This is a genomic window from Limnohabitans sp. (genome assembly GCF_031539105.1).
Taxonomy (GTDB): Bacteria; Pseudomonadota; Gammaproteobacteria; order Burkholderiales; family Burkholderiaceae_C; genus Limnohabitans.
On the sequence record NZ_JAVKLM010000027.1, the window covers coordinates 1 to 25,873 of the forward strand.

Sequence of the window (25,873 nt, forward strand, 5' to 3'; positions counted from 1 at the left end):
AAACCGTGACGGATGAGGAATTGACTATGATTGAAAACCGATTGAATCACCGCCCCAGAAAGCGACTAGGATTCAAGACACCTCACGAGGTATTCCATGCCTCGTTAAAGCGTGTTGCACTTCGTCCTTGAATCCGCCGATTGCAACAAACTACCCATGCAGAATTAAGCTTGGCTCAAACCTAGCAACGATTTGATACGCGCCATCTTGCTGGCTGACTCGGCATCTTGCAGAGCATTACGCCATGCTTTGCGTATAAAAACAAACAACAACAAGGCAAAGCCAGAAGCCAACAAGGCTAGCAACACAACCATGCCGCTCTTTGGCGATGTTTTGCGCTGAGGCAAGCTAGGCTGCTGCACAAACACTTCTGCACCTTTAATATCAAGCTTTTGACGGATCATTTCGTTTTCTTGTTCACGCTTAAGAATGTCTGAATTTATAACAACCAAATTTTTAATAGCCGACTCTTGCGTTTGATCTGAAAGAGCGCCCCTCTTCAGGCTGCGCTGAATCGACTCAATGGTGTCTTCACCGCCTGATATGGCGCGATCGTTGATGTCAATTGTTTTTTGCAGCAGGACTTTTTCTTGGCCCTTGGGTTGTAACTCTATTAATAAACCTGAAATGGCCGCATTTCCTAAGGCTTGGGCTTGGCCTGGTGTTGAGGCTTTGGCGGTGATGGTGACTAGTTTGGTTTTTTTATCGATTGCGAAGATCAGGTCTTTTTTTAGCTCTTTGCGGGCATCGTCTTTGATCCCGTCTGCGTCTTTGAGGTAACTAAACTTTTCAATCAAAGGGTCAAGCACAGGGGCCGCGTGCAGCAAAGCCGCATCTTCTTCGGTCAGCCGCACGATAGCCACAGACTCAAACGTTTTGGGCCACAAAGAGCTTAGCGCGCCAGTTAACAATGCCGCAATGAGCGGACCAAATACCAGCAGCTTCCATGACTCGGCTAGGGTGACCAAGATGTCTAGCAGGCTTATTTCGTCTTCGGCGTAGTGATTTGAAGCTTGTTCTGTCATGCTGTTTCTTTAAGTTTTTGGGTTTGCACCAGGCCAAAACGACGCTCTCGGGTGGCGTACCAATGCAAGGCCTTGTTTAGCTCGGCTTCGTCAAATTCGGGCCAAAGGCTGTCGGTAAAGTACAGCTCGGCATAGGCCGCTTGCCACAGCAAAAAGTTGCTGATGCGCTGCTCGCCGCCCGTGCGAATGAGCAAGTCGACATCAGGCATGCCTGCGGTGCTGAGGTGCTGCGCCAGCTGGTCTGGGGTGAGGTGGTTTGCACTGAGAGTTGGGTTGGCAGCATGCCAGTTTTTAACGGCTTGCACCATGTCCCACTGGCCGCCGTAGTTGGCCGCCACGCACAGGGTGATGGCTTGGTTGTGCTGGGTGGCGGCCTCTGCCGCATGAATGCGGGTTTGTAGCTCGGGCGGAAAACCGGCTACATCGCCAATGACCTTCAGGCGCACACCTGCGTTAGCTAGTGCACTCATTTCTTTTTCGAGGTACTGAAAAAATAACCCCATGAGGGTAGATACCTCTTCAGCAGGGCGCCCCCAGTTTTCGGTGCTGAAGGCAAAGAGGGTGAGGTATTTCACACCCAGCTTGGCGCAGTGCTGCAACAAGGCTTTGACACCTGCTGCACCTTTGGCGTGCCCCACCGTGCGAGGCATGTGGCGCTTTTGGGCCCAACGGCCATTGCCGTCCATGATGATGGCAATGTGTTGTGGAGTGGCGGTTGCTTGGTTTTGTACTGTCACGAACTTTGCGCTGAAACTATTCGGGCACGCTACCGCCCTTCCCGCTCAAAAGCGTAGCCCTTGATTATCTAATGGATTTGATCAATTTCATAGGGGGGGGGCAATTAGTCTGGGCAATAACGCGAACTCAACGTGATGGCAGCATTCGCCTCAAATTTCGTATGTTTTGCAAAAGTACAGCCTTGGGTGTTTGCATGGCCTACGCCACGCGCAAGCTCTCAACTGCCATGCGCAGCTTTTGCGGCTGGCCAAGCAAGTCGACCAACACAAAGGCGCGGGTTTCGCCATCGTGGGAGATGTATTTGCCTTCTAGTCCTTGCAACGGGCCGCTGGCCACATGCACGTTGTCGCCTGGGGCAAACATGCGCTTTAGGGTTTCGGGCGGCGCTTCTTTTAAAAACGCAATGAACTCGGGCGGCACTTTGGCCGGCAGCGGGCCAAAGCTGACTAGCTTACTAACACCCAAGGTCGAACGAATTGGGCCCCAGTTTTGTGTGGTGTCGTCGAGCTGAATAAACAGGTAGCGGCTGAACATGGGCTCGGTGATGGTCTGCACTTTTTGGTTGCGCAGCTTTTGCACCTGCATGGTGGGCAAGAAGCAGTTGAAGCCTTGGTTTTGCAAGTTTTCAAGAGCGCGAGCTTCTTGGCGGGGCTTGGTGTGCACCACATACCAAGCTGTGGTGTTTGTCTGGGTCATTGAATTTTCGGGAAAGTCTCGTTAAGCGTTTGCTGGCGGAACCCAATTGCCTACTGCTTTGGCAAATTCAGTGAAGTCTTGAAGGTGTTCGCTCACGATGCTGTGCACGATTTGCCAATTGATGGCTTCGTAGTTATGAACCGCGATGTTTCTGAAACCGACTGACTTTTTAAGCTGATCGGCAACGTTGGCTGGCAGAACTTTTTGTTGCGCGAGGATCTCAAAAGTTTGCCCCATGGTTTGAGGCGCAGGCATGTTCATCGTAGAAATGATGTCTTGCAAATCTAAGTTGGTTTGAAGCTCATCGGCATGAGCTGGAAACTTGTCTTGAATTCGCACCAAGCAACGGCGGAGTGACTCCAGCTTTTGGTCTATTACTTGCCTATCCATGCTGCCCTTCTTTCGGAAAGAATTCTGTTTTGCAAGGGCGCGAAGTCAGCATGTTCGATTAAGTGCCGATACAGCAGCTGTGCATATGCTGTGTCAGAACCCAAGATTCGTCGGCCGTGCTTGAAAACTTGGCCCAACAAAGGCTGGGGTGCGAAGTGAACATCCACCAAATCAATGGGTCGTCCGGTGGCCATAGCCAAGGCTTCGATGATTTGAATTTTTTCAGCTGCTTGAAGTGGTTTTGCCGCGATGACCGCAAGGTCTAAATCACTTTGCGCGTGGGCTTTACCGCTGGCAACGGAGCCAAACAAAATGGCGAGTGTGATTTGCGGGAAGCCTGATAGGACTTCACGCAATTGATCGTCAATGATGTTTGTGGCTTGAGTTGGCATATTTAGGTTTGAAGCTTACCTGATTGAAATAGGGAATTCTCGTTGCCACCCCGCCGCTGTCGGGTTAAAGTGAAACTTATTTTTAACGAGATGCACCATGTTTACCAAAAACCCATTCGACCCCGCAGCCATGTCTGACAACGTGAAAGAGCAAGCGCAGCAAATTTGGCTGGCTGGCTTAGGCGCGTTTGCCAAGGCGCAAGAAGATGGCACCAAAGCGTTTGAAAAGCTGGTGAGCGACGGCATCACCATGCAACGCAAGGTGCATACCACCGCTGAAGAAAAGCTGGCCGAGGCCACACAAAAAGCCACGCAAGCGGCACACACGCTGAGCGAGCGCGCCACAGGACAATGGGGCAAGCTGGAAGGCATTTTTGAAGAGCGCGTGGCGAAGGCTTTGCATGGCCTTGGACTGCCGTCCGCATCTGAGATGAAGGCGCTGCACGGGCGTGTGGCGGCACTTGAGGCGCAACTGGGTGCGAAGACCAAGGCGGCAGCAAAGTCGACAGCAAAGCCTGCTGCTAAAGCTGCTGCGAAGCCTGCCGCGAAGAAAGCGCCAGCCAAGAAAGTGGCCAAAAAATAATTGGGTTCTGACCCCGATTAGCTAATCATGGCAAAGAAAGCGCCACGCCGTACCGCAGAGCGGATATTAGAGGTCACGCTTGACCTTTTTAACCGCTTTGGCGAGCCCAATGTGTCGACCACCTTGATCTCTTCAGAGCTCAACATCAGCCCCGGCAACCTTTACTACCACTACCCCGCCAAAGATGAGCTGGTCACGGCGCTTTTTAACCGCTATGAAGCGGCGCTGGATGAACTGCTGGAAGCCGCACCCGGGGTGCACGACGTGGAAGACGCTTGGTTTTTCATGCACACGCTGTTTGAGCTGGTGTGGCAATACCGCTTTTTGTATCGCGATTTGAACGACTTGCTGAGCAAGAACCGCAAGCTAGAAACCCACATCAAAGATGCGCTGCTACACAAGACCACAGCGTTTCGCACCTTGCTTGATAGCCTTGAACACGAGGGCGCATTGGTCATCACTGTAAGCGAGCGCGAAGCCACCGCCACGCACATGGTGGTGATGCTGACCTGGTGGCTGAGCTACGAATACGTGCGCAACCCAAGGCATGCGCTGGAGCCCGAAAGCGCACAAGCTTCGTTGCTGCGCGGGGCGAAGAGTGTGTTGAGTTTGCTGCTGCCTTATGCGACGGCAGAGCACAAGGTGCATTTAGCGTCTCTCTTAAGCGCTTACTAGTTCACCTAAAATTTAGCACTTTGCTCACTATTGGCCAGTCAATAGGTGAAGTAGTTTTTAAATTTTAATTGTCGCTTGGACAAAATAATGAAGCCTCTAGATTCAACACAGTACCGAGCAGATATTGACGGCTTGCGCGCAATTGCCGTTTTATCGGTGGTTATTTTTCATGCCTTCCCTACCTTTTTGCAAGGTGGCTTTGTCGGCGTTGATGTTTTCTTTGTCATCTCGGGCTTCTTAATTACCAGCATCATTTTGAAGCAGGTGGCCCTTAACACATTCTCACTGAGTCACTTTTACGCCAATCGAATTCGACGGATTTTTCCGGCTTTATCACTGGTGTTGATCTTTAGCCTCGTGGTTGGATGGTTTAGCCTGACAGCGGATGAATACAAGCAGCTGGGCTTTCATGCAGCAGGTGGCGCTTTATTTATCGATAACTTTATCTTTTGACGCGAGTCTGGCTACTTTGATAACGCGGCAGAGACCAAGCCGTTGCTTCACCTTTGGTCTCTGGCCATTGAAGAACAGTTTTATTTGGTTTGGCCAGTCGTCTTGTTGTTCATATTGAGATTCACCAAAGCAGTTGCGCGCGTTTTCACCATCCTGATCTTGACTTCACTGGCCTACAGCGCATGGAAAGTTGGCGTTAACCCAGTTGCCGACTTTTTTTCACCGCTGACACGTGCATGGGAACTCTTGCTAGGCGGGTTGTTGGCGCACGCAGCACTTAAGAATGTCACACTGAAAAAACCCCAAGAAAACATCGCCAGTGTGACTGGCTTGCTATTGATCGCAAGCGCTGTTTTGTTGATTAACAAAGCCAGTGCGTTTCCAGGGCTTTGGGCGCTGCTGCCCACACTGGGTGCCGTGTTGCTGATTTGGGCGAAAGATTCTTACATCAACCAAAAGATACTGGCTCATCCATGGCTTGTTGCAATAGGCTTAATCAGTTACCCACTGTATCTTTGGCACTGGCCTTTGTTGATTTTTGCAAGAATTTTTGAAGGCGAAACGCCAACAGTTTTGGTCCGTGTTTTACTGGTGTTAGCCAGCGTGATCTTGGCATGGGCAACCTACCAATTCATTGAAAAACCCATTCGTTTCAGCAAACGGTCCAAATGGCTCATTTGGACTTTAAGCATCTTGATGCTCATGACCTTTGCGGCAGGTGTTGCCGTCAAAAACAACCGTGGGTTTAAGTTTAGAAATCAGCACCAATTCAACGCAGATCCTGCCACGATGGTGATTGGCGCAGACAGAGATACGCACAAACGAGGATGCGGCTTAGAGCACCTCACGAAAGAAAAGATTGAATGGTGCTCAAACGATAACAAGCAAGCCATTCAAAACTTTGTCGTACTCGGCGATAGCAAAGGTGAGGCTTTGTTTTTTGGCTTGTCCCGCGAATCGCACAGCAACGAAAGCTGGATGTTGATTGGCCCAGTCAATTTACTGCCAGGCCACACCGAAAGTTTGACAAAACTGGCAATGGAGCGAATCACAACCGATCCTGCTATCAAAACAGTAGTTTTACACAGTGCACTAAGGAGCCTAACCCCACTCAACCAAACGACGGGATTGATTGACTACCCTGTGACTCCAGAAAAAATTACCAGCTGGGTTGATGCATATTCAAATGCTATTCAAACGTTAGAAAAGTCTGGCAAACGCGTTGTGTTTGTCATTGACAACCCTACGCTGCCAGACCCGAGCAGCTGCATCAGCGGTGACATGACACCGTTTGCTTGGCTCAATAAGTTGATATATAGAAACGTAAATCCACATTGCACTGTTCAATACACAGATCACATCAAAGGAACGGCGCCGTACCAAACGTTTTTAAAACAGCTGCAAGCAGCAAATCCATCGTTGCTTGTTTTCGATCCACTTCAGCAGCTTTGCGACATCCCGAAAAATAGCTGCACCTACGCTGAAAATCGCATCTTCTTGTACAGCTACGGTGACCACATCTCTGACTATGCAGGATCAAAAATAGCCCGCGAGCTTTTGCCCTTGATTCGCAAGCAAAAGTGAGGTTTAGGGCAATTAGCGGAGTGACGCCTCTACCAACTTCACCCAATAGGTGGCACCCAAGGGAATGAGCGCATCGTTGAAATCGTAGTTGGGGTTGTGCAGAGTGCACGGGCCCTCTCCGTGGCCCATCTCGCGATGCACGCCGTCGCCGTTGCCAATGAAGCAATACGCGCCGGGTTTGGCTTGTAGCATGTATGAGAAGTCTTCTGCGCCCATGGTGGGCTCTTGGGCCAACACGCTGTCTGCGCCCACGATATCGGCCATTACCGCGCGTGCAAAGTTGGCCTCTGCTGGATGGTTGATGGTGGGCGGGTAGTTGCGTGCAAACTCAAAGGTGCAAGTCGCGCCAAAGGCGGCGCTGGTGTGTGCGGCCACGTCGCGCATGCGTTGCTCGATCATGTCGAGCACTTCTACGCTGAAGGTGCGCACGGTGCCTTGCAGTTCGCACTGGTCGGGCACGACGTTGGTGGCTTCGCCAGTGTGAATCATGGTGACTGAAATGACGCCCGCATCGACCGGCTTTTTGTTGCGACTGATGATGGTTTGAAAAGCTTGCACCATTTGGCACGCCACCAACACGGGGTCAATGCCGTTGTGCGGCAACGCGGCATGACAGCCTTTGCCGTGAATGGTGATTTTGAATTCGTTGCTCGACGCCATGACGGGGCCCGCACTCAAAGCGAACTGCCCTTCTTTGAGGCCCGGCCAGTTGTGCATGCCGTAAACGGCTTGCATGGGGAACTTGTCAAACAAGCCATCGTTGATCATTTCGCGTGCGCCACCACCGCCCTCTTCGGCGGGTTGGAAGATAAAGTACACCGTGCCGTCAAAGTCTTGGTGCTTGGACAAATATTGCGCAGCCGCCAACAGCATGGCCACATGGCCGTCGTGGCCGCAGGCGTGCATCTTGCCGGCGTGTTGGCTGGCGTGGGCGAATTGGTTGAACTCTTGCATGGGCAGGGCGTCCATGTCGGCGCGCAGGCCAATGGCACGATCACTCGTGCCACATTTCAAAATACCCACCACACCAGTGGTGCCCATGCCGCGGTGGATGGGGATGCCCCACTCAGTCAATTTTTGCGCCACCAAATCAGCGGTGCGAATTTCTTCAAAACACAGCTCGGGGTGGGCATGAATGTCGCGGCGAATAGCAGCGATGGAGGAAGCTTGCTTGGTGAGGGAATCAAGGACTTTCATGGTTTTAGTCTAGCGTGATTGAGATGACCTTGCATGCCTGCCAAAAAAGTTGACTGGCAAACGGTTAATAGCTAACATGAGCGCATGGCGATTCAATCATTCATGTGCATGGAAACGATGGCCTTGTTCACAACGGGCAAATCCCCAAGGTTTGCGAACATTAGGAAGGTTGCAGAGCGAAAGCTGGCTCAGCTTGACGCGGCACCCTCCATCAATTTCATGAAAGCGCCGCCAGGCAATGACCTCAAAGAATATGGGGGCGCATGGCATGTACGAATCAATGGTCAGTGGCGGTTGACCTTTAAATGGGGGCCTGCGGGTCCTTATGACGTTTTGATTGAAGACCCACACTAAGAAACGCAAGGAGTACATCATGTTTAAAAACGGTATGCGCCCAGTTCATCCTGGTGAAGTCTTGCTTGAGGACTACATCAAACCAATGGGCATCAGCGTGCGCGCACTGTCACTGGCATTGCACGTTCCTTATTCACGCTTGCGCGAAATCGTGGATGGAAATCGTGGCGTCTCAGCCGATACAGCACTGCGTCTCGAACGTTATTTCGGAAGTGAAGCGCAAGGCTGGCTCAATCTTCAGGCATCTTATGACCTGCGAGTTGCGCATAAACACAGTGCAAAAATAATTTCAAAAGAAATCGCCCCACTTGCGATGGCGGCTTAACAAGTCAACCTAGGCTACTAAAAGGCGCGCCCACTCTAGCCAGTCGTCGCTGAGCAATTTCCAGCAAGCCATCAAAGATGAGCGTGTCGACCAGCTCAAACTGCACCGACATGCTGGGGGCCATTTTCCAGCCCGCTCCGCCAGTCATGTAGCAAGCGGGCTCTGCACCGCAGCGTTGGCGCACGTGGTGCACCATGCGCTCCACCGCGCCTGCAATGGCGAAGGTGCCTCCGCTCGTCAGAGCATCGCTGGTGTTGGTAGGAAATTCACACACCTCGCCTGTGGGCACGCGCAAGCCGGCAGTGCCTGACTCCAAGGCACGCAGCATGATGCCGTGACCGGGCAAGATGAGGCCACCTAAAAATTTGCCACTGGCGTCAATGGCCTCCACCGTGACCGCTGTACCGACCATGACCACCACCATGGGCTTGGGTGCGCTGCCGCTGGTTTGCAGCATGCGGGCGTGTGCACCAATCATGGCCACCCAACGGTCTGCGCCTAGGCGTGTGGGATGGTCGTAGCCATTGGTCATGCCGGCTTCAGCGGCTGACGACACGGCCCAGTGTGGCGTGATGTCCCACAGCTCCATTTGTTCTTCGACACGGCGACGAATGGCCTCGCCCGCCACGATGCAGCCCAGCATGTGCGTGGGTTCGGGTAGATCGCGCCAGTCTTCGTCGGCCAAACGGTCGATGTTTTCTAAAAACACCGCGCCGCTGCCCAGCAACTTGGCGCCGGGTGAGGGACTGTCGTACACGCCCCATTTGAGGCGGGTGTTGCCCACGTCGAGTGCTAAAAATGTCATAAATGAATTAGTTTTGACGCCATGGCAAACCGCGCATGCGCCAGCCGCCTTGGGTGCCGCGATGGCCGTTTGCATTGGCATCGCCCTCGAAGCCTTCGAGGATGTTGTAAGCCTCAAGGCCCAGCTCGGTGGCGCGTTGAGCGGCCGCAATAGAGCGCACACCACTGCGGCACAGCAGCAGTATTTTTTTGCCATTGGCGGCAGCACGCACATCGCTGTCAAACGAAGGGTTCATGGCCATGCTTGGCCATTGCTTCCAAGGCACAGGCACAGCGCCCGGCACAAAGCCCACCCATGCCAGCTCGGCTTCGGTGCGCACATCCACCATCACAGCAGCGCCTGACTGCATCCATTCGTTGGCGGTTTCAGGTGTGATGTCGCCTGCGTAGCCCAGCTCGTTTTTGCTCATAATTTGAAAGCGGAAGAAATTGGTTCTCAGTATAGAAGCCGCTCGTCCCCAAGGAGACAAAGTCGATCTTTTTCACTGCCTGCCGAGGGGAAACCCTTGTCAAAAATCCGTCTACAAGTATCAGAATCCTCACTCCCATTCATGTCTTTGACAAATACCTAGGAGACCTCCCTCATGACCGATATCAAAAAGACAACGGCTCGCCGTAACGTACTCAAAGGCGCAGCTGCTGCCGCTGGCGTAGTGGCCGCACCTATGGTGGCCGGCCAAACTGGCCCGATCAGCATGCGCTGGCAGAGCACTTGGCCCGCCAAGGACATCTTCCATGAGTACGCGCTCGACTACGCGAAGAAGGTCAACGACATGACCGGTGGCGATTTGAAGATCGAAGTGTTGCCTGCAGGTTCTGTGGTGCCCGCCTTCGGTTTGCTAGAAGCCGTGTCTAAAGGCACTTTGGACGGCGGCCACGGCGTGTTGGGCTACCACTACGGTAAGCAAAACGCGTTGGCTTTGTGGAACTCTGGCCCAGCGTTTGGTATGGACGCCAACATGGTGTTGGCATGGCACAAGTACGGCGGCGGCGCTGAGCTGTTGGCCAAGTTGTACGCCTCGATTGGCGGCAACGTGCAATCGTTCTTGTACGGCCCCATGTTCACACAGCCTTTGGGTTGGTTCAAAAAGCCAATCACCAAGACGTCTGATTTCAAAGGTTTGAAGTTCCGTACCAACGGCTTGGCCATTGACTTGTTCACCACCATGGGCGCTGCGGTCAACGCATTGCCAGGCGGCGAAATCGTGCCAGCGATGGACCGCGGTTTGCTGGACGGTGCTGAGTTCAACAACGCAACCTCCGACCGCATCTTGGGCTTCCCAGACGTGTCTAAAGTGTGCATGTTGCAAAGCTATCACCAAAGCGCTGAGACCTTCGAGATCATGTTCAACAAGACCAAGTTCGACGCACTGCCAGCGAAGATGAAGTCTGTGATTGCCATCGCCACAGAAGCCGCTTCTGCTGACATGTCATGGAAGTCTGTGGACCGTTACTCCAAAGACTACGCTGAGTTGCAAACCAAAGACAAAGTCAAGTTCTACAAGACGCCTGACTCCATCTTGCAAGACCAGCTGAAAATTTGGTCTGAAATTTTGGAGACAAAATCTGCTGAGAACCCCATGTTCAAAGAGATCGTGGCCTCACAAAAAGCCTTCGCACAGCGTGCTGTGAAGTGGGAACAAGACACCGTGGTCAACCGTCGCATGGCGGTGAACCACTTCTTCGGTGCGAAGAAAGCCTAAGTTAAAATTTTAGGTTGGTAGACCCCGGGACTGAATTCTGCGCAAGCAGAACTTCAGTCCCTTTACTTTTAAGAACGATATGAACACACTGAAACTGCTACACACCGCAGACAGCATCAGCACATGGGTGGGCAAAGCCTTCGCATGGCTGATCGTTGTGTTGATGGTGATGGTGATGGGCGAAGTTTTCAAGCGCTACGCCTTGAACGCCCCCACGGCTTGGATTTTTGAAGCCAGCAACATGCTGTACGGCACCGCCTTCATGATGTGCGGCGCCTACACATTGAGCCAAGACGGCCACGTCCGCGGCGACTTTTTTTACGGCAGCGCCAAGCCCCGCACACAAGCATCGCTTGACTTTGTGCTGTACATCTTGTTCTTCATTCCAGGCGTGATCGCCTTGACATGGGCAGGCTGGACCTACGCTGGCGACGCCATCAGCATTCGCGAAATGACCAACAGCGCGGACGCGATTCCCTTGTACCCCTTCAAGGCTGTCATTCCGCTCACCGGCTTTATCGTCTTGATGCAAGGCCTGGCTGAAATCGTGCGTTGCGTGGTGTGCCTGAAAACAGGTGAATGGCCCGCACGCTTGAAAGACGCCAACGAAATCGACGTGGTCGAGCAGCAGCTGTCGGCCAGTGTCTACGTGGACGAAGACGCCAAACGCGACGCCATTGAGCGCGCCAAACATATTGACGAAGAGGCCCATCAGCGTGGCCACGCGATGGGAGAACACAAATGAGCGATCCAGCACTCGGACTAACCATGCTCTGTCTGATCATCGTGGTGATCATGATGGGCTTTCCCACCGCGTTCACGCTGATGGGTTTGGGCATGGCTTTTGGCTTCACCGCCTTTTATGACCCCAGCCAACCTTGGCTAGACAACCGCGTTTTCAACCTGATGGTGCAGCGCACCTATGGTGCGATGACCAACGACACACTGTTGTCCATTCCGCTGTTTGTGCTGATGGGCTATGTGATGGAACGGGGCGCCTTGGTGGACAAAATGTTCCACAGCGTGCAGTTGGCCTTCCGCCGCTTGCCTGGCTCTTTGGCTGTGGCCACTTTGGTGATTTGCACCTTCTGGGGCATTGCCAGTGGTTTGGTGGGCGCTGTGGTGGTGCTGATGGGCGTGATTGCCATGCGCCCCATGTTGAATGCAGGCTATGACACACGCTTGGCAGCAGGCGTGATCACGGCTGGCGGCACCTTGGGCATTTTGATTCCACCGTCGGTGATGATCATTGTGTACGCCGCTGTGGCTGGCCAGTCTGTGGTCAAGCTGTATGCAGCGGCCATGTTCCCTGGCTTCTTCTTGGCCTTCTTGTATTTGATTTACGTCATTGGCTGGGTGCTGATTGACCCGTCGATTGCACCTAAACTGCCTGAAGATCAAACCAAAGCGCCTGTGTCGCCTTGGCTCACAAAGCTCGGTGAGCAATACTCCAAACGCATGTTGCCTGCTTTGGCTAAGGCCGTGGTCATGCCTCGCCGTGCGCTGCAAATCAGCACGACCGACGTGCGCGTGACTTGGGGCCTGTTGGCTCGCAGCTTCACCATGGCCTTGGCACCTGTGTTTGTGGTGTTGGCCATCTTGGCGACATCGTGGTGGTATGTGGTGATTTACTCCCAAGCAGCCGCCAACGCACAGGCGGGCACTGAAATCGTCCAAATGTCCACCGACATCGTGGCCGAGAAAACTGCTCCCTCTGCAGAACCAGAAGGTTTGCAAGAGATGGGTGGCGACACGGTAGCGGATGCTCCCGAGATGAATGACAACGCCATGTCTTTGGGCGATGAAGTGGTCGAAGCCGACAAGGTGATCGAGGTGCCTGAGGGCTTCTACACCGGCTTCTGGGGTACGGCGCTGGTGCTGTTCGGCTTGCTGGCTTTTTATTACAAAGGCTTTGACGCTGAACAGTTTGAGATCCTGAACATGCTGGTGAAGTCTGTGATGCCACTGGGCATCCTGACCGCGGTCGTGTTGGGCGTCATCTTGCTAGGTTTGGCCACGGCCACTGAATCGGCGGCGGTGGGTGCCACGGGCGCGTTCTTGATGGCGTGGTGGTCTGGCTCGCTGGACTTCGACAAAACCAAGCAAGCGGTGTTCTTGACAGCCAAAACCACCTCCATGGTGTGTTGGTTGTTCGTGGGCTCGGCCCTCTTCTCTGCTGTGTTCGCCGTCTTGGGCGGCCAACGCTTGGTGGAAGAGTGGGTCATGGCCATGGACCTGACACCGCTGCAGTTCATGCTGCTGTCGCAAGCCGTCATCTTTGTGTTGGGCTGGCCTTTGGAGTGGACCGAGATCATCGTGATTTTTGTGCCCATCTTCTTGCCATTGCTGACGCACTTCCAGATCGACCCTATCCTTTGGGGCGTGCTGGTGTTTGTGAACTTGCAAGCGGCCTTCTTGTCACCGCCGGTGGCCATGTCAGCCTTCTATCTGAAAGGGGTGTCACCGCCGCATGTGACCATCAATCAGATTTTTGCCGGCATGATGCCATACATGTTCATCGTCATCATCTGTATGGTGTTGATGTACATCTGGCCAGGGCTGACCCTCTGGTTGCCTGATTACCTGTACGGCCCTAAATAAGCCTTGGGTTGAATCAGACAAAGCCGCAGCGCCTTTAGGCCCTGCGGCTTTTTTATTAGGGCAAATCCTCTGCACAAAAGCTGTTGAGTTGCTATGATTGACGTTTACGTAACGTTAACAGACCGAAAACCAGAATTTATCAATAGCCAAAACAATCATCTGACGCGCACCAAGAACATCGAACGCTCTCCTAGGACATGGTCAAACCTTAGGAGCATTCATGGCAACAGTTGTAATTTCGTTGGTATCAACCAAAGGCGGCGTGGGCAAAACCACCATAGCTGCAAACCTCGCAGGACTCACCGCAGGCCTCGGACTTCAAACACTACTTATTGATGGCGACGTACAGCCATCCCTCAGCAAGTACTACACGCTCGACAAAACTGCCACTACTGGCATGGCAGAAGTCATCTCATCTGGTGGCCTCATCACCCCCGCCGAGATCTCAAAAACCAACATCAACAATTTGGACATCATCCTGTCCAACATGACTGATGCCACCCAAAACTGGCTCAAGCAGCGCGAAGACCGTCTCATTCTTCTCAAACGCGCAGTTCGTCAGCCGATCGTGCGTGACAACTACGACATCGTCATCATCGACACGCAAGGTGCCACAGGCGAGTTGCAACGCACTGCGGCCATGGCCGCCGATCTCATGATCAGCCCTATCAAGCCTGACTTGATGAACTACAGCGAGTTTTTGAGCGGCACGATGGAGATGATGGCGCAACTCAATGCCATGGCAGACCTCTCCGCAGAATTGCGCTCAGGCGTGTTGTGCCTGCTTATTAACAGCATGGATCGCACACGAAACAGCCTTGGCGTTGCCCAAGCAGTAAGAAACGAATTCCGTCAGCACCCCAATGTGCGATTACTCGACACCGTTGTGCCCGCCTCCACTGTGTATCCAAGTGCCCGCAGCTTAAATACCCCAGTCCACTTGCTCGATAAGCCTAATGGAAATGGTCGCAGCGGCTACGAAGTTCTACATCACCTTTTGCATGAGCTGCTCCCGCACCTCAAGGGAATGTGGGTTGATGGCACTCAAGCCTCGGAAACGCAAGTTTTGGGAGAGTGATCATGTATGCATTTACTCACACACCGCGTGCTCCTGAGGTTTCGCAAAGCTACTCTGACCAACGCTGGTTTACAGGACTAAATAAACAACAAAGGGTTGAGACCACGATCCGAAAAGCGCGCCCTGCCAATCAATCACTCGCCGTGGTTCGATTCGCTTACGTAAATTCGGCTGAACTGGGGCTTCGCTTTGACATAGGCGTTGCAAGCGGTTCAATTGATGTGTTATTACCCGCATCAGAGCTTCGCGAACTTGCTCATCGTCTCCTCGATGCGGCACATGACATTGACGTCAATCCCGCACCACAAGATAAGGGCAATAGCGAGGGAGAGACAGTATGAACACCGCCGTCCGAAAACGCCTCACCGCAGCCGATATCACAGCCATGACGTCAGCAGCCAATCACAAAGTGCTTGTACCAAAAGCACCTAGCGAGATTGCTGTCAAATCAATGATTGAGCTCAATATCAATGACGTGCTCTTTTATGATCGAAACCCACGTCGACTCCCTAACGATCTGTACAACGAGATCAAGGAATCAATTAGGGTGAGAGGCATTGAATCTGCGCTGTTCGTCACAAAACGTCCAGGCACTGATCGCTACATGCTGGCCAAGGGTGGCAAGACCCGATTGCTCATCTTGCAAGAGCTTGCCAAGGAAGATCCTAAAAAGTGGAGCCGACACACATTTGAAGAGGTGCCATACGTCAATGAACTAGACGTACTCGCCGCACATTTTGTAGAGAACACAGGACGCTCTCCGATGTGTTTTTGGGATTTTTCTGAAGGGCTGGCAGACATACGTAAAGAGCTTGCAAAAGAGCAAGGTAAGCCCATAAGTCAAAGCGCATTTCCACAACTATTGGCAAGTATGGGCATTACTGTCGAACGTTGGGAAATTATGGATGCCGAGTTCGCGCTTGAAGTTTTGGAAGCATTGGGACCTTGGAAACAACGACTGCTATCTGAACATGTTCAAAAGGTGTTTCGTCCAGATCTGACCGCATTGCAAAAACTGTGGGATTTAGCTCCTGACACCGTATCGACCGAGTTCGATGAACTCAAAAACAAAGCCATAGAAGCCTGTACGTCAACACACGACTACAACCCTGAGTTGTTGATCAACTCAATCATTTTTGAATTGGCTCCTCACCTTGGTTGTGATGCAAGCGCTCTATCTCACTTACTGCATCTGCATCAAAAGGGCGACATCAGTACACAAGAAGATTTGACAACTGCACTCAGTCAACGGCAAGCATCCGTGGAAGCAGAAACCTCCAAAACTGAAACTGACAACCATCCAGAGGCTCTCCGCCAAGAGCTTCAAAAATCAACGTCTGCCCCACAATCAGCACCGCAAGAAAAACCGGTAGATCGCGGCCTACAAAACCTTGCTAAAACGATTTCTACGCGCCAACAGCAAGCCACAGACTTACCTGGGTTGCCTGGAGTTTCTGTTGCGCGTGGATTAACGGCTCGCCCTCCCAAATCACAAACAAGTCCAAACCAAAAGGACCTAGGCGCACCTCTCACTCAACATGAACTGGCCTTACTTGAATCCATGGGAAATGTTGGACAAGCACGCCAGATACTGAACTTTGAATTACACGAGCTGGCGACAACAGCAGGTATTGAGAACCTGGTTGTTATGTCTGAAGCCCAGTCTTTGCCATGCGGCTTTTACATGGAGTTGCCAAAGTCTGAAACGCTTGGCTCCGTCGCCAACGACCTAGCGGCTCAAGCTTGGTGGTTGATGGCCAGCATTTCAGGACAGTTTGACCATGCTGTTGTCACAAACCTTTTGAATGAGATTTCTCCTGAACAAAGCCCCCTACTACAAGACAACGGTCCAGCATGTTTCAAAGCAGCTCTGGGCAACATAGACACTTTTGCGGACACGGTAGCGTCTTGCTTAGGTGGTGAGGAACCATTCATCGCAGAGTTGTTGATCAACGTACTCACCGATCGATCACATGAACTGCATCGCTCAAGCATTCAAGTTTTAGATGCCTGCGCCAACTTCAGAGAAACCGTCCATCAAAGGCAGTCATCATGAACTTAGCACATAAACAAACCGTAAATAACGCCATGCAGAGTGGCACTCCAGCAGGCAACTCAAATGTTGTGTCAATCTCATCACCAGCTATCGCGCGAGCCGTCGTTGCCGAGCTGCTGCTCAAACCAAATGCTTTGAGTGCCGCCATAAAAAAGGCTTTAACCAATAGCGATGGCTCAGATCGCACACTGGCAGCTGCGATTGAGCGCATGACGATCTGGGCTGACCTGACCAGTCTTGTTATCCATGGTCTCAACGCCGAAGAAACTCAGTGGCGACGTGCGGCATTACGCTACTGCATCTCTCGACAAGCTCACTACGCGTTACTCAAAAAATTATTCAAAGTCAGTCGGGATGAAGTGTCTCGCATTCGAACAGAGCTGGGCAATGCAGTTGAAACGCGTCCAAAGTGCATACCTGATAGCGAACTTGAATCAATCTACTCCGCTTGGCGTGATATCTGCTTAGAGTTTGATCAACGTGAAGCAGATCGTTGGATATGTCTTGCCGAGCGATTTTCAAAGTTTGGTCTAAACAGTCTCCATCACGTAATCGTCAATGAAGGCTGTCATTCCAAGAAAGGAATGAAATCATGAATCGCGAAGACGCATTAAAAAATAAAGAAGTGCCTTTCTCTGGTCAAGCGCTCAAATGAACATGAAGCGGCGACCGCATTGCGCCAAGCTCTAGCCTTGATGCGTGAATATGTTCAACCAAGGCTAGACATGCCATGCCACCAGTAACAAATTTATCAATTTACCGCAGCCATGACCCTTACAAAAGATCTCATCCAAGCTCTTGAAGAAGAGCCTTCGCTGGCCAGGTTGGTGTCACAGTCACCCATTGCTTTTCACCGCAGCTTTGTCGACATCACTGGCTCGGCTCTGTCTGCTCTCATGCTTTCTTCTCTTCTTGAACTTCAAGAGCACGCGCCGCATAGCAACGATTGGTTTGTCTACGATCCTCATTCAATCAAAACGACCACGGGTCTTTCCCGCAACGAACAAAAAGCAGCGAATAAGGTCTTACGAGAAAAATTCATTCTGCTTGAGCGCAAAAACGTATCGACGGCCGATTGGGAAATCAAACTCGACTTTGAGCGAATCACGATGGCGCTCATCGTGGCCGCACGCGCAAGTCTGCGCACCCCCTCCAAGAACACAACACCACATTAAGTGCCATGCTCACCTCGAGCCCACATCTTCCACTTTTGCCGCCGCGACCGCATTCATCTAGGGTCGATGGGCTGTCTTACGACGCCATTGCTCAAACGCTTTCTGAATTCAAACCGATTGCCTTTAATGTCAACTTTGCACGTATCACTGGAGACGCAAAGGCCGCCTTAATGCTCAGCCAATTGATGTACTGGACCAAACGTGGAATCTCTGTTCTTGAGTGTGATGGATGGATCTTCAAAACCCGCGACCAGTGGATTACAGAAATTGGGCTCGGACGCCATGAACAATCCACTGCGCGTCAAACGCTCATTGATCTGGGTCTCATAGAAGAAAGCCGTATTGGTCATCCAGCACGCAATTGTTTTCGGATCATTCCGCAAGAGCTTGGAAACCGATTGGCTGATCTTCTGCGCACTGAGACCGTTCAGTGGTCACTATTAGATATTCGTAATGATGCTGAGCACGTCAAATCTATATTAGGGCGAACATTCGCGTTTTATTGTGTGTTCGTTGATATCACTAACTCTTGTACCAATGCCATCTATTTAAGTAAGGCGCTCACCATCCAAAAACGTTTCACGAAACAAACCGATTCAGATAATGCGACTTTAAGCTGGAGCCGTGAGTGGTTTCGGATGGCTGCAAGCACTACACATGATGAAACTGGATTGACTGTTGCCCAGCAAAGAAAAGCCAAAGAGTCTCTGTGCGAGCTTGGTCTCTTGCATGAAGCCATGATGGAGTTTCCGCGCAAACAAATCTATCTGCGTATTGACACCTCAACGCTCCAACAAAAACTGATCGCTGCACTAACCGCATGTAAAAACCAGCCTGTGGATAAAAATCAAGTTATCCACACATCAATCAAGTCGCATGCTAAAACCAGCCAGTCAGATTTCCTCACCGAGAGAAATAGACACTTTGGCCAATCTGTCGGGCCCCGACAGGTCGGCCAAAGTGTCGAAATTAAAGAGCAAATTGATCGTAACCCTGAAATTGCACGCAATTCATCACTCTCGGACGCTAAAACCTACCCGCCAGAAGGTCAGTTAACACATGGTAGCAGGCAGGTTTTAGCACGTCGGGCGGCTGGTTTTAGCATGCTCAGTCGGCAGGTTTTAGCACCCCTACATGCGCGCGACGCGATGCGCGCGGGGGTGACTACAAACAATGACTACAAAGAAGAAATAACCACCACTCCTACCTCTCCTCCATTCGATGACGTGCCAATCGCAGCACCCAACGTGGTGGTGGTTGATTTTGAGTTGATTTGGCCTGAAACGCTCAGCGATTGGCAGCGCGGCCAATGCCGAAAAATTCTCACACCGCTTGCTAAAGCCGACCAGCAAGACCTACTTGATGAGCTGGCTGGACACCTGCTTGGTAGATGCATCAACAATCCCGTTTCTTACCTCGGCTCATTGGCCAGAAAACATCAATCCACGCCGGGTGGACTCGTTTTTGAAAAGCTCGAAAACACACGACAACGCAGGACTTTACAGCAGCAAATTCAAGCCCTCGGCCTAGGCGAAACCACTCCCGCAACAATCACGCCAACATGGCCAGACGAGCGCTTTCAAAACGACCATAAACCCACCGCCGTGCCTGAGTTCGCCCGCGCATTACTTCGAACGTACAAGGGTAAAAATTGATTCTCAAAGCTACGCGTATGCATTCTTCACAAGAAGTTGAAACTCCAAATCATCTAGTTGTTCAACCAACCAAAGTTCGTGAACTCAAAATTGATGGTGACATTAGTGCCAACAACATTGAATCTTGGAAGATGTTTTGTACGCAACCCATGCACACACGCTTGCTGCAGTTGCATTGGATATCACGCAATCGCAGCGAGCTGGCCGTATTGTGGACGTTTTGTGAGCACCACAGACGCACTGCAACATTGGGCGAAAAGTACTTTAGAAAAGACTCGCGGCAGACGATTGACATAAAGCTAGCAAGCCGAATGAACTGTAATCAGCGAGGTATTGGAAGGGCAATCAATACCTTGATTGAAGAAAACATACTCTGCAAAAAAGTCCACGTCGACAACGTCATCAGAAAACTCTGGCTCAACTGGCCTGCTCTCGCTCAGCGGCTAAAGGTTGATTTTCCGGATCAACAAGTGCTGCAATTCAATTGGTTGGCAGAAAACAGTAGCGAACTGTGCGTGTTGAGCATGCTTACACAACATTGGCAAAATAGCAGCTCCACCGTTGATGGCGTTCGTACTGTTCCATTTATCAAAGTCACCCTTAAAACCATTCAACCTCACGCAGATCAACATGGTGTGTCCACCAACGCCAAATCCGTAGAGCGCGCTGTGGCCAAATTGAATGAAGCAGGTTTGATTGAACTCTGTGCCGAAGGCGTGATGAATAAAGCTCGCTTGAACGCTGAGTTTTTCAGCGCGATGGAAGATTTTCTTGCAACCAATTTTGAATCCGGGTTGTGGTGAGCCATGTCAATCAAAAAAACAGCAGCCCAGTTCGTACTAGATCATCTTGGTGAGATCGAGCACAAGATTGCCATGGGCATCTACCACGCTGCAATTTTGACTGATCTAGCTGAAGCTGGCCATGAAATGACGTTGGCAACTTTTAGGAAATGTCTCAGCAGAGCACGTGCCAAACAAAAGAACCGAGCCTCGATGCTTCGACCGACAAACAATGTTGCCCTCACGCAAAAATTTTCTGGGAATCGTTTGACACCACGCGAATTAATTCAGCTCGAGCAAGGATTTCAGCATGCTTAAGCTTGTAGCGATACATGACACCGATGATGGATGCCCTGAAAAATTTGAACTTTACATGGGGGTGTTAAGCCTTGCTATGTGCAACATCCGTGCGGACGCCATTCAACCAAAATATGCGATCAAAGATGCAAATCCCACCACAAAGGACGTCCTGAAAACAATCAATCAAATTGAAAAAAACCGCCGACAGTTTGCATCACGTTGGCTTCGTATGACCTCTGGAATTGCTTGCGATGCTGCATATCTATTGCACCATGGTGTTGATGATCGATGGCCAACAGGCATCTGCAAACGCTGGAAAGCAAGCAACAAGCAACGCGATGCAACTACCCCAACGGTTCAATTTCATTTTGGATCCTTTGCAATAAACTCACTAAAGATGGACGCAGTATTTAAAGAACACTTTGTCTACACAGATGCCATTTTTTCGCAGGAGCTTGTTTTAACCAGTTTGAAATCGCCGCTTTTGCATTGCTTTGCCCCGTAGGGCTAAAAGCCGCATTTGATTTTTACGCTGCGCTAGGCTGATTTTTTAACGTCTGTAGCCTGCCACCGCCGCGCACACCCGAATCTTCCCCCCCAATTTGTCGAGGGTCGATGCATCGGCCCGTTTCACGGCCCGTCTGTTGCGCCAATGCGCGTCATGTAACGCCCTCAATCCCGAGTTTTGATGGCAAGCCACTCACCCACGTCGAGAGTGAGCACGCCTCTTACTCATTTGAAACCGCGTGGTCTCCTTCCATGCCTGTTTTCTTGGTCATGTCTGAGAGATTCCCCGACCTAAAAACTGCGCCACCTTCGATGAAGAAACCGTCTTCTACAAGTTTGAAACAGCTTGGTACGGTGGCAACCAAGTCAGTGAACGCAATTTGATGCACAAGTAATTCGCCTCGGCGGGGGCTACGCTTCGCTTTGTCATATATGTGCCGCAAAAGAATTGATTCGTATCACAAGTGCCTCACTTGTGGCGCATCTGAGCCAGCCCCACCTGTTTTGTCACTATAGCGCCGCATTCGAGGCACATTTGAGAAAGAACGGGAAAAAACGCGCCCCAAAACACCCTAGAAAATCCAGTGCAGGATAGGCGCATAGCGCCGAAAGTGCCCGTATTTGGTCACTTATAAAACCCCTTGGATCATCAACCTCATTTCACTTGTTCACAACTTCTGTGGATAACTTTGGCGTGACTTAATCACAAATCAAGCATCTGCGCCATCGGCTGAGTATGCCCAACCTTTATGCGCTCTGTCATTTATGACCTAAAAACTGATGTCTTTTTATTCTCAGTTGATGCAGACATACCAAATTTGCAGCATCGTTTACGTATGGTAAAAAACAGGTAACGAGAAAACCTTGAGTCTGCGGACCTTCGACGACAAGATTAAGCAGAAAATTTATTAACAGCAAAAAGGTATCTGCCCTGCTTGCAAAAAGCACTTTGATGTTGATGCCATGGAAGCTGGCCATATCATCCCGTGGAACAAAGGCGGCAAAACCACCCTCGACAATTGCCAAATGCTTTGCAGGATGGACAACCGAACAAAAAGCGGGAAATAGGCTAAATTTCCCCACTCGATATGATCCGAATACATTCACTTGGTAGCCATTTTTCTTTACTTTATAGTAAGGAAATTTCAAAGGAGTTGACCTGTGACAACCGCAACTCTGACAACCAAAGGACAGATCACCATCCCCGCTTACGTGCGCCATGCCCTCAAAGTGGATACTGGGGATCGCGTCGAGTTCGTGCAAATTGCTCCTGATCGCTTTGAGTTTGCCGCTGCCAACCGCAGCGTCACGGAACTCAAAGGCATGTTTGGCAAGCCAAGCAAGACCGTCTCGATTGACGACATGAACCAAGCTATTGCAAAGCGTGGAGCTAGTGGGCGATGATTGGCCTCGATACAAACGTCCTAGTGCGCTACATCATGCAAGACGATGCAAAGCAGTCACCAAAGGCCTCTGCACTGATCGAGTCACTGTATGCTGACCATCCAGGATTTATTTCACTTATATCGGTGGTGGAGCTGTATTGGGTGTTGACCTCTTGCCATGAGTTTACTGGGCCGCAGGTGAAGTCAGCTCTTGAGGCTTTGCTACGCGTGAAGCTAATTGTGGTCGACCGATCGGATCAGTTTCTGCACGCTCTACGCGTCTTTGACGCAAGCAAGGCTGACTTTGCAGACTGCCTGGTTGAGCTCACAGCTTCTGGCGCGGGATGCACCGAGACAAGGACTTTCGATGCTGGTGCTGCAAAGCATGGAGGCATGACATTGATTCGCTGAAGGACCGACGATGAAGGAGGAACGTCACTGAAGTTGCCAGTTTGCGTCATTGAAGATGATGTTTTTCAGTAGAAATGTATTTGGTCTGCTTGAGGCTGAGAGCTGACACTGGACTGTGTGCTCAAGTGTGCACACATGATCGAAAGCAGCTATATCAGCACCATAAAAGTTAAAGCACAAGCTTTAACAGCCTCTGCTTTGGATTTAGGCTCATTAGGGACGGAGTGCAAACTATCTAAAGTAGGATGGGCACCGCTCTTTAATAAAAGCCATGCAAAAAGAAACCCTTCTGAAACTGATTGCCGAGACAGCCTACAACGCTGGGTACGGTGCAAAGAAACACTTTGCGACATACGACATCATCGAGAAACTTCCAGGCTGGGTGGCGCTTATATCAGCAGCAGCGGCGATATTGGCTTTATTCATTCCGGCCTTTGAGGCCAAGTGGGTCTCTGCGACCTTCATCATCATATCTATTGGCGCAGGCAACATACTCCTCTATGACCGAGATAAAACGAAATATGTTGAGGTTGGCACAGCTCTGACCGAGAGATTCCACGAGCTTAGAGTGCTTTATCACGAGGTGAAGACCCAGCCAGACGGCATCAATCTTCCTGATCATGCCAATCGCCATGTCAACATCCAAGTTGCTGTGTTGAAGACGAATGTGGCAAAACAAATTTTCTTGAGTGACTGGTACGCGCATTACAAATTCTTCTGGCAGCAGCAGACAGGATGGGTAGACGAGCAGCTCAACTTCACTTTATTCCGGGATAAGCTCCCTTTGAGTTTTACAGTAGCAGTTATCTTGGCATCAGTCGGGATGGTCGGTTGGTTCATTTCAGGGCAAGTGACATCACTGTTGTGCCACGTTTTCACATGACCGACCGCTTCAACTAACCTGATAAAAAGCAGGCTCGTAACTCTGGTAATTCTCTATAGCGCAACTATAGAACTTAGGGGGAATAAGTGTGGGGCTCAGCGATTGGTTTAGTACGTTCAGCGGAAATCTCCAGATTACCGATGTAGGAACAATTTCGACGCGATATAAAAACATCACGAGGCGGTTGAATACAGATTACTGGACAACCACGTCCGATACCTCTCACAGCCTCTATGTCGGGTCGTATGGTCGAAATTCGGCAACGAAAACGATCAGCGACGTCGACATGATCATGCAGTTGCCCTACTCCACGTACGAGCAGTACAACAATTACAAGGGGAACGGTCAGTCGGCATTGCTACAAGCCGTCAAGACATCGGTAGAGAAGACCTATGCGACTACGAGCATACGCGCTGACGGACAAGTTATTTTGGTTCCTTTCAACGACGGGATAACGTTCGAGCTGGTGCCAGCATTTTTGAATAAGGATGCCAGCTACACATTCCCTGATGCGAACAATGGGGGATCCTGGCGGACAACAAATCCACGACCAGAGATTGAGGCGATTCGGACACGAAACGCATCCTGCAACTACAACTTGATTCCATTGTGCCGAATGATGCGCGCTTGGAAACGCCAGTGGGCAGTTCCGATAGGTGGATTGCTGATCGACACGCTGGCATATCAATTTATCGAGGACTATCAGTATCGAGACAAGTCATACACGTACTACGACTGGATGTGCAGAGACTTTTTCAAATGGATGTCCGAGCAGGACAAGAACAAAGAATATTGGCGCGCACCTGGCAGTGGGCAATACGTCTGGGGGAAAGACCTTTTCCAGTACAAGGCGAAGCGTTGCTACAACCTCTCACTCGAAGCCATTGACCATGAAATGGCCAACCCAAAGCGTGAGTGGTCTGCAAAGCAGAAGTGGAAAGAAATCTTCGGCACTGATTTTCCGAGCTAGCACCGTTGAGGCCCTTGAGTTAAGGGATCTGGATGTCCGGTTTCGCTGCATACTAGTCATTGCAGTAATTAGATCGACGTTAGAAATGAGGCTAATCTGGATACCTTCGAAAACTTGCTTCCTCGGAGAAGCAAATCCTGAAAACTGCAACGATAAATGACGCATGGGTGGCAACTGCTAGGATGCAAAAATTTGCCGCCCTTAAAAATCAACTATTTAAAGAAACTGAACTTGCAAATTCAGTGACGCTTCGCAACGATTGGGTCTGGTAAATTGGAAATCAAAGTGTCAAGTTAATGAAAGTAAGTACACCATGGAAGCTCCCATCGATTTACAAACAGAGTTGCAGAACAATCCTGAGCTAGCAATGATGCTGCTCGATACGCCCATTGCCTTCAATCCGATTTATGCTGAAATTTCAGAGTCAGTCCTAGCTGCACTTATGTTGAGCGTATTAACTGAGCAAGCGGGCGAACTCCAAACCACTTCCGATGGATGGGTGATTTTTGACGAGCGTGAATTAACGTTTCTAACAAAAATGACGACTCATGAACAATTTGTCGCTAGAGAAATACTTCGTTCGAAAGAACTAATCTTGGAAAGATCGTTCAATGACCAACGCCAAATCAGCGTGAATCACCCAAAAATTACACATGCGATTGTCATGCTTGCCAGGTTACGCACCCAACAAAAAGCTCAATACAAAAAATCATCTCAACCGCATTAAATCCAAAAGTATCTTGCATCTTGTTGGAAAAACCATCGGCAGTTTTTCTGGGATAAATCTTTGCTAACATGCGCAGCAGTGTTTCTTTGCACATAGAAAACACCTCGTTTTTCCACACTTAAAAACAAGCAACAACACGCTCTGGACCCGCATGTCTGTTGACTTAGCGGGTTTTTTATTGCCCTTAACGTGCTTCCACAAAATCCCAGTTCGCCTCGTCCTCTGTGGCTCATCGCGCAAACTATGAAATGCTTATTTGTCCAGCAAATTTACATTTAAATCATTGGCGGATTCAAGGACGAAGTGCAACAAAGATGAACTGGTTATAGGTGGCTGAGGATGCGAGAGCATCATGGCCGCTTTAACCGCCAAGTCGAAGTTGCCCAATGTACAAGCACCTCAGCCGAGAAGAACGATACCAAAT

The 25,873-nt window shown here is 50.7% G+C and carries 32 protein-coding genes and 1 pseudogene; 25 read left to right on the forward strand and 8 right to left on the reverse strand.

From position 1 onward, the window contains the following. Nucleotides 1-164 precede the first annotated feature (164 nt). The 5 genes from RMR24_RS07780 to RMR24_RS07800 all read right to left on the reverse strand — a co-directional run bounded on the left by RMR24_RS07780 (nucleotide 165) and on the right by RMR24_RS07800 (nucleotide 3,241). Nucleotides 165-1,025, reverse strand: a complete 861-nt coding sequence (locus RMR24_RS07780) for a hypothetical protein (RefSeq protein ID WP_310614512.1) — start codon at nucleotides 1,023-1,025, stop codon at nucleotides 165-167. Beyond that, nucleotides 1,022-1,762 carry a polyprenyl diphosphate synthase gene (uppS, locus tag RMR24_RS07785; protein WP_310614513.1) on the reverse strand — a complete coding sequence of 247 codons (741 nt, stop codon included), beginning with the start codon at nucleotides 1,760-1,762 and terminating at the stop codon, nucleotides 1,022-1,024. The genes RMR24_RS07780 and uppS overlap by 4 nt, the downstream gene beginning before the upstream one ends. 199 nt (nucleotides 1,763-1,961) lie before the next feature. After that, entirely contained in the window at nucleotides 1,962-2,459 is a 498-nt protein-coding gene (gene rfaH, locus RMR24_RS07790; RefSeq protein ID WP_310614514.1) for a transcription/translation regulatory transformer protein RfaH, read from the reverse strand. Between the two features lie 21 nt (nucleotides 2,460-2,480). Next, nucleotides 2,481-2,849, reverse strand: a complete 369-nt coding sequence (locus RMR24_RS07795; protein WP_310614515.1) for a type VII toxin-antitoxin system HepT family RNase toxin — start codon at nucleotides 2,847-2,849, stop codon at nucleotides 2,481-2,483. After that, a complete protein-coding gene (locus tag RMR24_RS07800) occupies nucleotides 2,834-3,241 on the reverse strand; it encodes a type VII toxin-antitoxin system MntA family adenylyltransferase antitoxin (protein WP_310614516.1) in 408 nt (135 codons plus the stop codon). Before RMR24_RS07800 ends, RMR24_RS07795 begins: the two co-directional genes overlap by 16 nt. Before the next feature lie 97 nt (nucleotides 3,242-3,338). Between RMR24_RS07800 and RMR24_RS07805 the strand changes: the two genes are divergently transcribed. The 4 genes and pseudogenes from RMR24_RS07805 to RMR24_RS07820 all read left to right on the forward strand — a co-directional run bounded on the left by RMR24_RS07805 (nucleotide 3,339) and on the right by RMR24_RS07820 (nucleotide 6,536). Continuing rightward, nucleotides 3,339-3,824: a phasin family protein gene (locus RMR24_RS07805; protein WP_310614517.1), complete on the forward strand. Its 486-nt coding sequence runs from the start codon at nucleotides 3,339-3,341 to the stop codon at nucleotides 3,822-3,824. Nucleotides 3,825-3,851: 27 nt separating this feature from the next. Beyond that, on the forward strand, nucleotides 3,852-4,499 hold the full coding sequence (locus tag RMR24_RS07810) for a TetR/AcrR family transcriptional regulator (protein ID WP_310614518.1): 648 nt from the start codon (nucleotides 3,852-3,854) through the stop codon (nucleotides 4,497-4,499). A gap of 87 nt (nucleotides 4,500-4,586) precedes the next feature. Beyond that, nucleotides 4,587-5,567: pseudogene (locus RMR24_RS07815) on the forward strand (acyltransferase family protein); the annotation flags it as partial. A gap of 174 nt (nucleotides 5,568-5,741) precedes the next feature. Continuing rightward, nucleotides 5,742-6,536, forward strand: a complete 795-nt coding sequence (locus RMR24_RS07820) for an SGNH hydrolase domain-containing protein (RefSeq protein WP_310614541.1) — start codon at nucleotides 5,742-5,744, stop codon at nucleotides 6,534-6,536. Nucleotides 6,537-6,548: 12 nt separating this feature from the next. Here RMR24_RS07820 and RMR24_RS07825 read toward each other — a convergent pair whose 3' ends face one another. Then, nucleotides 6,549-7,733: a M20 aminoacylase family protein gene (locus tag RMR24_RS07825; RefSeq protein WP_310614519.1), complete on the reverse strand. Its 1,185-nt coding sequence runs from the start codon at nucleotides 7,731-7,733 to the stop codon at nucleotides 6,549-6,551. Between the two features lie 117 nt (nucleotides 7,734-7,850). Between RMR24_RS07825 and RMR24_RS07830 the strand changes: the two genes are divergently transcribed. After that, nucleotides 7,851-8,087: a type II toxin-antitoxin system RelE/ParE family toxin gene (locus RMR24_RS07830; RefSeq protein WP_310614542.1), complete on the forward strand. Its 237-nt coding sequence runs from the start codon at nucleotides 7,851-7,853 to the stop codon at nucleotides 8,085-8,087. A 19-nt stretch (nucleotides 8,088-8,106) separates the two neighbouring features. After that, nucleotides 8,107-8,412, forward strand: a complete 306-nt coding sequence (locus tag RMR24_RS07835) for a HigA family addiction module antitoxin (RefSeq protein WP_310614520.1) — start codon at nucleotides 8,107-8,109, stop codon at nucleotides 8,410-8,412. A gap of 4 nt (nucleotides 8,413-8,416) precedes the next feature. Here RMR24_RS07835 and RMR24_RS07840 read toward each other — a convergent pair whose 3' ends face one another. Continuing rightward, nucleotides 8,417-9,217, reverse strand: coding sequence for a type III pantothenate kinase (locus tag RMR24_RS07840; protein ID WP_310614521.1), 801 nt, complete (start codon nucleotides 9,215-9,217; stop codon nucleotides 8,417-8,419). A gap of 7 nt (nucleotides 9,218-9,224) precedes the next feature. After that, complete coding sequence (locus tag RMR24_RS07845; RefSeq protein ID WP_310614522.1) at nucleotides 9,225-9,626, reverse strand: rhodanese-like domain-containing protein; 402 nt, start codon at nucleotides 9,624-9,626, stop codon at nucleotides 9,225-9,227. A 174-nt stretch (nucleotides 9,627-9,800) separates the two neighbouring features. Between RMR24_RS07845 and RMR24_RS07850 the strand changes: the two genes are divergently transcribed. From RMR24_RS07850 to RMR24_RS07940, 19 genes are all read left to right on the forward strand, one after another. Then, nucleotides 9,801-10,919 (forward strand): C4-dicarboxylate ABC transporter, encoded by a 1,119-nt coding sequence (locus RMR24_RS07850; RefSeq protein ID WP_310614523.1) that lies wholly within the window; start codon nucleotides 9,801-9,803, stop codon nucleotides 10,917-10,919. A 79-nt stretch (nucleotides 10,920-10,998) separates the two neighbouring features. After that, nucleotides 10,999-11,664 carry a TRAP transporter small permease subunit gene (locus RMR24_RS07855; RefSeq protein WP_310614524.1) on the forward strand — a complete coding sequence of 222 codons (666 nt, stop codon included), beginning with the start codon at nucleotides 10,999-11,001 and terminating at the stop codon, nucleotides 11,662-11,664. Beyond that, nucleotides 11,661-13,520 carry a TRAP transporter large permease subunit gene (locus RMR24_RS07860; protein WP_310614525.1) on the forward strand — a complete coding sequence of 620 codons (1,860 nt, stop codon included), beginning with the start codon at nucleotides 11,661-11,663 and terminating at the stop codon, nucleotides 13,518-13,520. The genes RMR24_RS07855 and RMR24_RS07860 overlap by 4 nt, the downstream gene beginning before the upstream one ends. Before the next feature lie 220 nt (nucleotides 13,521-13,740). Then, a complete protein-coding gene (locus RMR24_RS07865) occupies nucleotides 13,741-14,598 on the forward strand; it encodes a ParA family protein (RefSeq protein ID WP_310614526.1) in 858 nt (285 codons plus the stop codon). A 2-nt stretch (nucleotides 14,599-14,600) separates the two neighbouring features. After that, on the forward strand, nucleotides 14,601-14,939 hold the full coding sequence (locus RMR24_RS07870) for a hypothetical protein (RefSeq protein WP_310614527.1): 339 nt from the start codon (nucleotides 14,601-14,603) through the stop codon (nucleotides 14,937-14,939). Then, nucleotides 14,936-16,654: a hypothetical protein gene (locus RMR24_RS07875; protein ID WP_310614528.1), complete on the forward strand. Its 1,719-nt coding sequence runs from the start codon at nucleotides 14,936-14,938 to the stop codon at nucleotides 16,652-16,654. Before RMR24_RS07870 ends, RMR24_RS07875 begins: the two co-directional genes overlap by 4 nt. Then, nucleotides 16,651-17,250: a hypothetical protein gene (locus RMR24_RS07880; protein ID WP_310614529.1), complete on the forward strand. Its 600-nt coding sequence runs from the start codon at nucleotides 16,651-16,653 to the stop codon at nucleotides 17,248-17,250. The genes RMR24_RS07875 and RMR24_RS07880 overlap by 4 nt, the downstream gene beginning before the upstream one ends. A 39-nt stretch (nucleotides 17,251-17,289) precedes the next feature. After that, nucleotides 17,290-17,397, forward strand: coding sequence for a hypothetical protein (locus RMR24_RS07885; RefSeq protein WP_310614543.1), 108 nt, complete (start codon nucleotides 17,290-17,292; stop codon nucleotides 17,395-17,397). Between the two features lie 24 nt (nucleotides 17,398-17,421). Then, nucleotides 17,422-17,829 carry a hypothetical protein gene (locus RMR24_RS07890; protein ID WP_310614530.1) on the forward strand — a complete coding sequence of 136 codons (408 nt, stop codon included), beginning with the start codon at nucleotides 17,422-17,424 and terminating at the stop codon, nucleotides 17,827-17,829. A 5-nt stretch (nucleotides 17,830-17,834) separates the two neighbouring features. Then, complete coding sequence (locus RMR24_RS07895; protein ID WP_310614531.1) at nucleotides 17,835-19,484, forward strand: hypothetical protein; 1,650 nt, start codon at nucleotides 17,835-17,837, stop codon at nucleotides 19,482-19,484. Continuing rightward, on the forward strand, nucleotides 19,481-20,287 hold the full coding sequence (locus tag RMR24_RS07900; RefSeq protein ID WP_310614532.1) for a hypothetical protein: 807 nt from the start codon (nucleotides 19,481-19,483) through the stop codon (nucleotides 20,285-20,287). Before RMR24_RS07895 ends, RMR24_RS07900 begins: the two co-directional genes overlap by 4 nt. 3 nt (nucleotides 20,288-20,290) lie before the next feature. Beyond that, nucleotides 20,291-20,584, forward strand: coding sequence for a hypothetical protein (locus tag RMR24_RS07905; RefSeq protein ID WP_310614533.1), 294 nt, complete (start codon nucleotides 20,291-20,293; stop codon nucleotides 20,582-20,584). Beyond that, on the forward strand, nucleotides 20,577-21,071 hold the full coding sequence (locus RMR24_RS07910; RefSeq protein ID WP_310614534.1) for a hypothetical protein: 495 nt from the start codon (nucleotides 20,577-20,579) through the stop codon (nucleotides 21,069-21,071). Before RMR24_RS07905 ends, RMR24_RS07910 begins: the two co-directional genes overlap by 8 nt. A gap of 965 nt (nucleotides 21,072-22,036) precedes the next feature. Beyond that, nucleotides 22,037-22,141 carry an HNH endonuclease signature motif containing protein gene (locus RMR24_RS13535; RefSeq protein WP_405023325.1) on the forward strand — a complete coding sequence of 35 codons (105 nt, stop codon included), beginning with the start codon at nucleotides 22,037-22,039 and terminating at the stop codon, nucleotides 22,139-22,141. A gap of 93 nt (nucleotides 22,142-22,234) precedes the next feature. Beyond that, nucleotides 22,235-22,477: an AbrB/MazE/SpoVT family DNA-binding domain-containing protein gene (locus RMR24_RS07920; RefSeq protein WP_310614536.1), complete on the forward strand. Its 243-nt coding sequence runs from the start codon at nucleotides 22,235-22,237 to the stop codon at nucleotides 22,475-22,477. Then, nucleotides 22,474-22,869, forward strand: a complete 396-nt coding sequence (locus RMR24_RS07925; RefSeq protein WP_310614537.1) for a type II toxin-antitoxin system VapC family toxin — start codon at nucleotides 22,474-22,476, stop codon at nucleotides 22,867-22,869. Before RMR24_RS07920 ends, RMR24_RS07925 begins: the two co-directional genes overlap by 4 nt. 271 nt (nucleotides 22,870-23,140) lie before the next feature. After that, complete coding sequence (locus RMR24_RS07930) at nucleotides 23,141-23,752, forward strand: SLATT domain-containing protein (protein ID WP_310614538.1); 612 nt, start codon at nucleotides 23,141-23,143, stop codon at nucleotides 23,750-23,752. Between the two features lie 88 nt (nucleotides 23,753-23,840). Continuing rightward, nucleotides 23,841-24,722: an SMODS domain-containing nucleotidyltransferase gene (locus tag RMR24_RS07935; protein WP_310614539.1), complete on the forward strand. Its 882-nt coding sequence runs from the start codon at nucleotides 23,841-23,843 to the stop codon at nucleotides 24,720-24,722. Nucleotides 24,723-25,035: 313 nt separating this feature from the next. After that, nucleotides 25,036-25,449, forward strand: coding sequence for a hypothetical protein (locus tag RMR24_RS07940; RefSeq protein ID WP_310614540.1), 414 nt, complete (start codon nucleotides 25,036-25,038; stop codon nucleotides 25,447-25,449). Nucleotides 25,450-25,873: the final 424 nt, after the last annotated feature.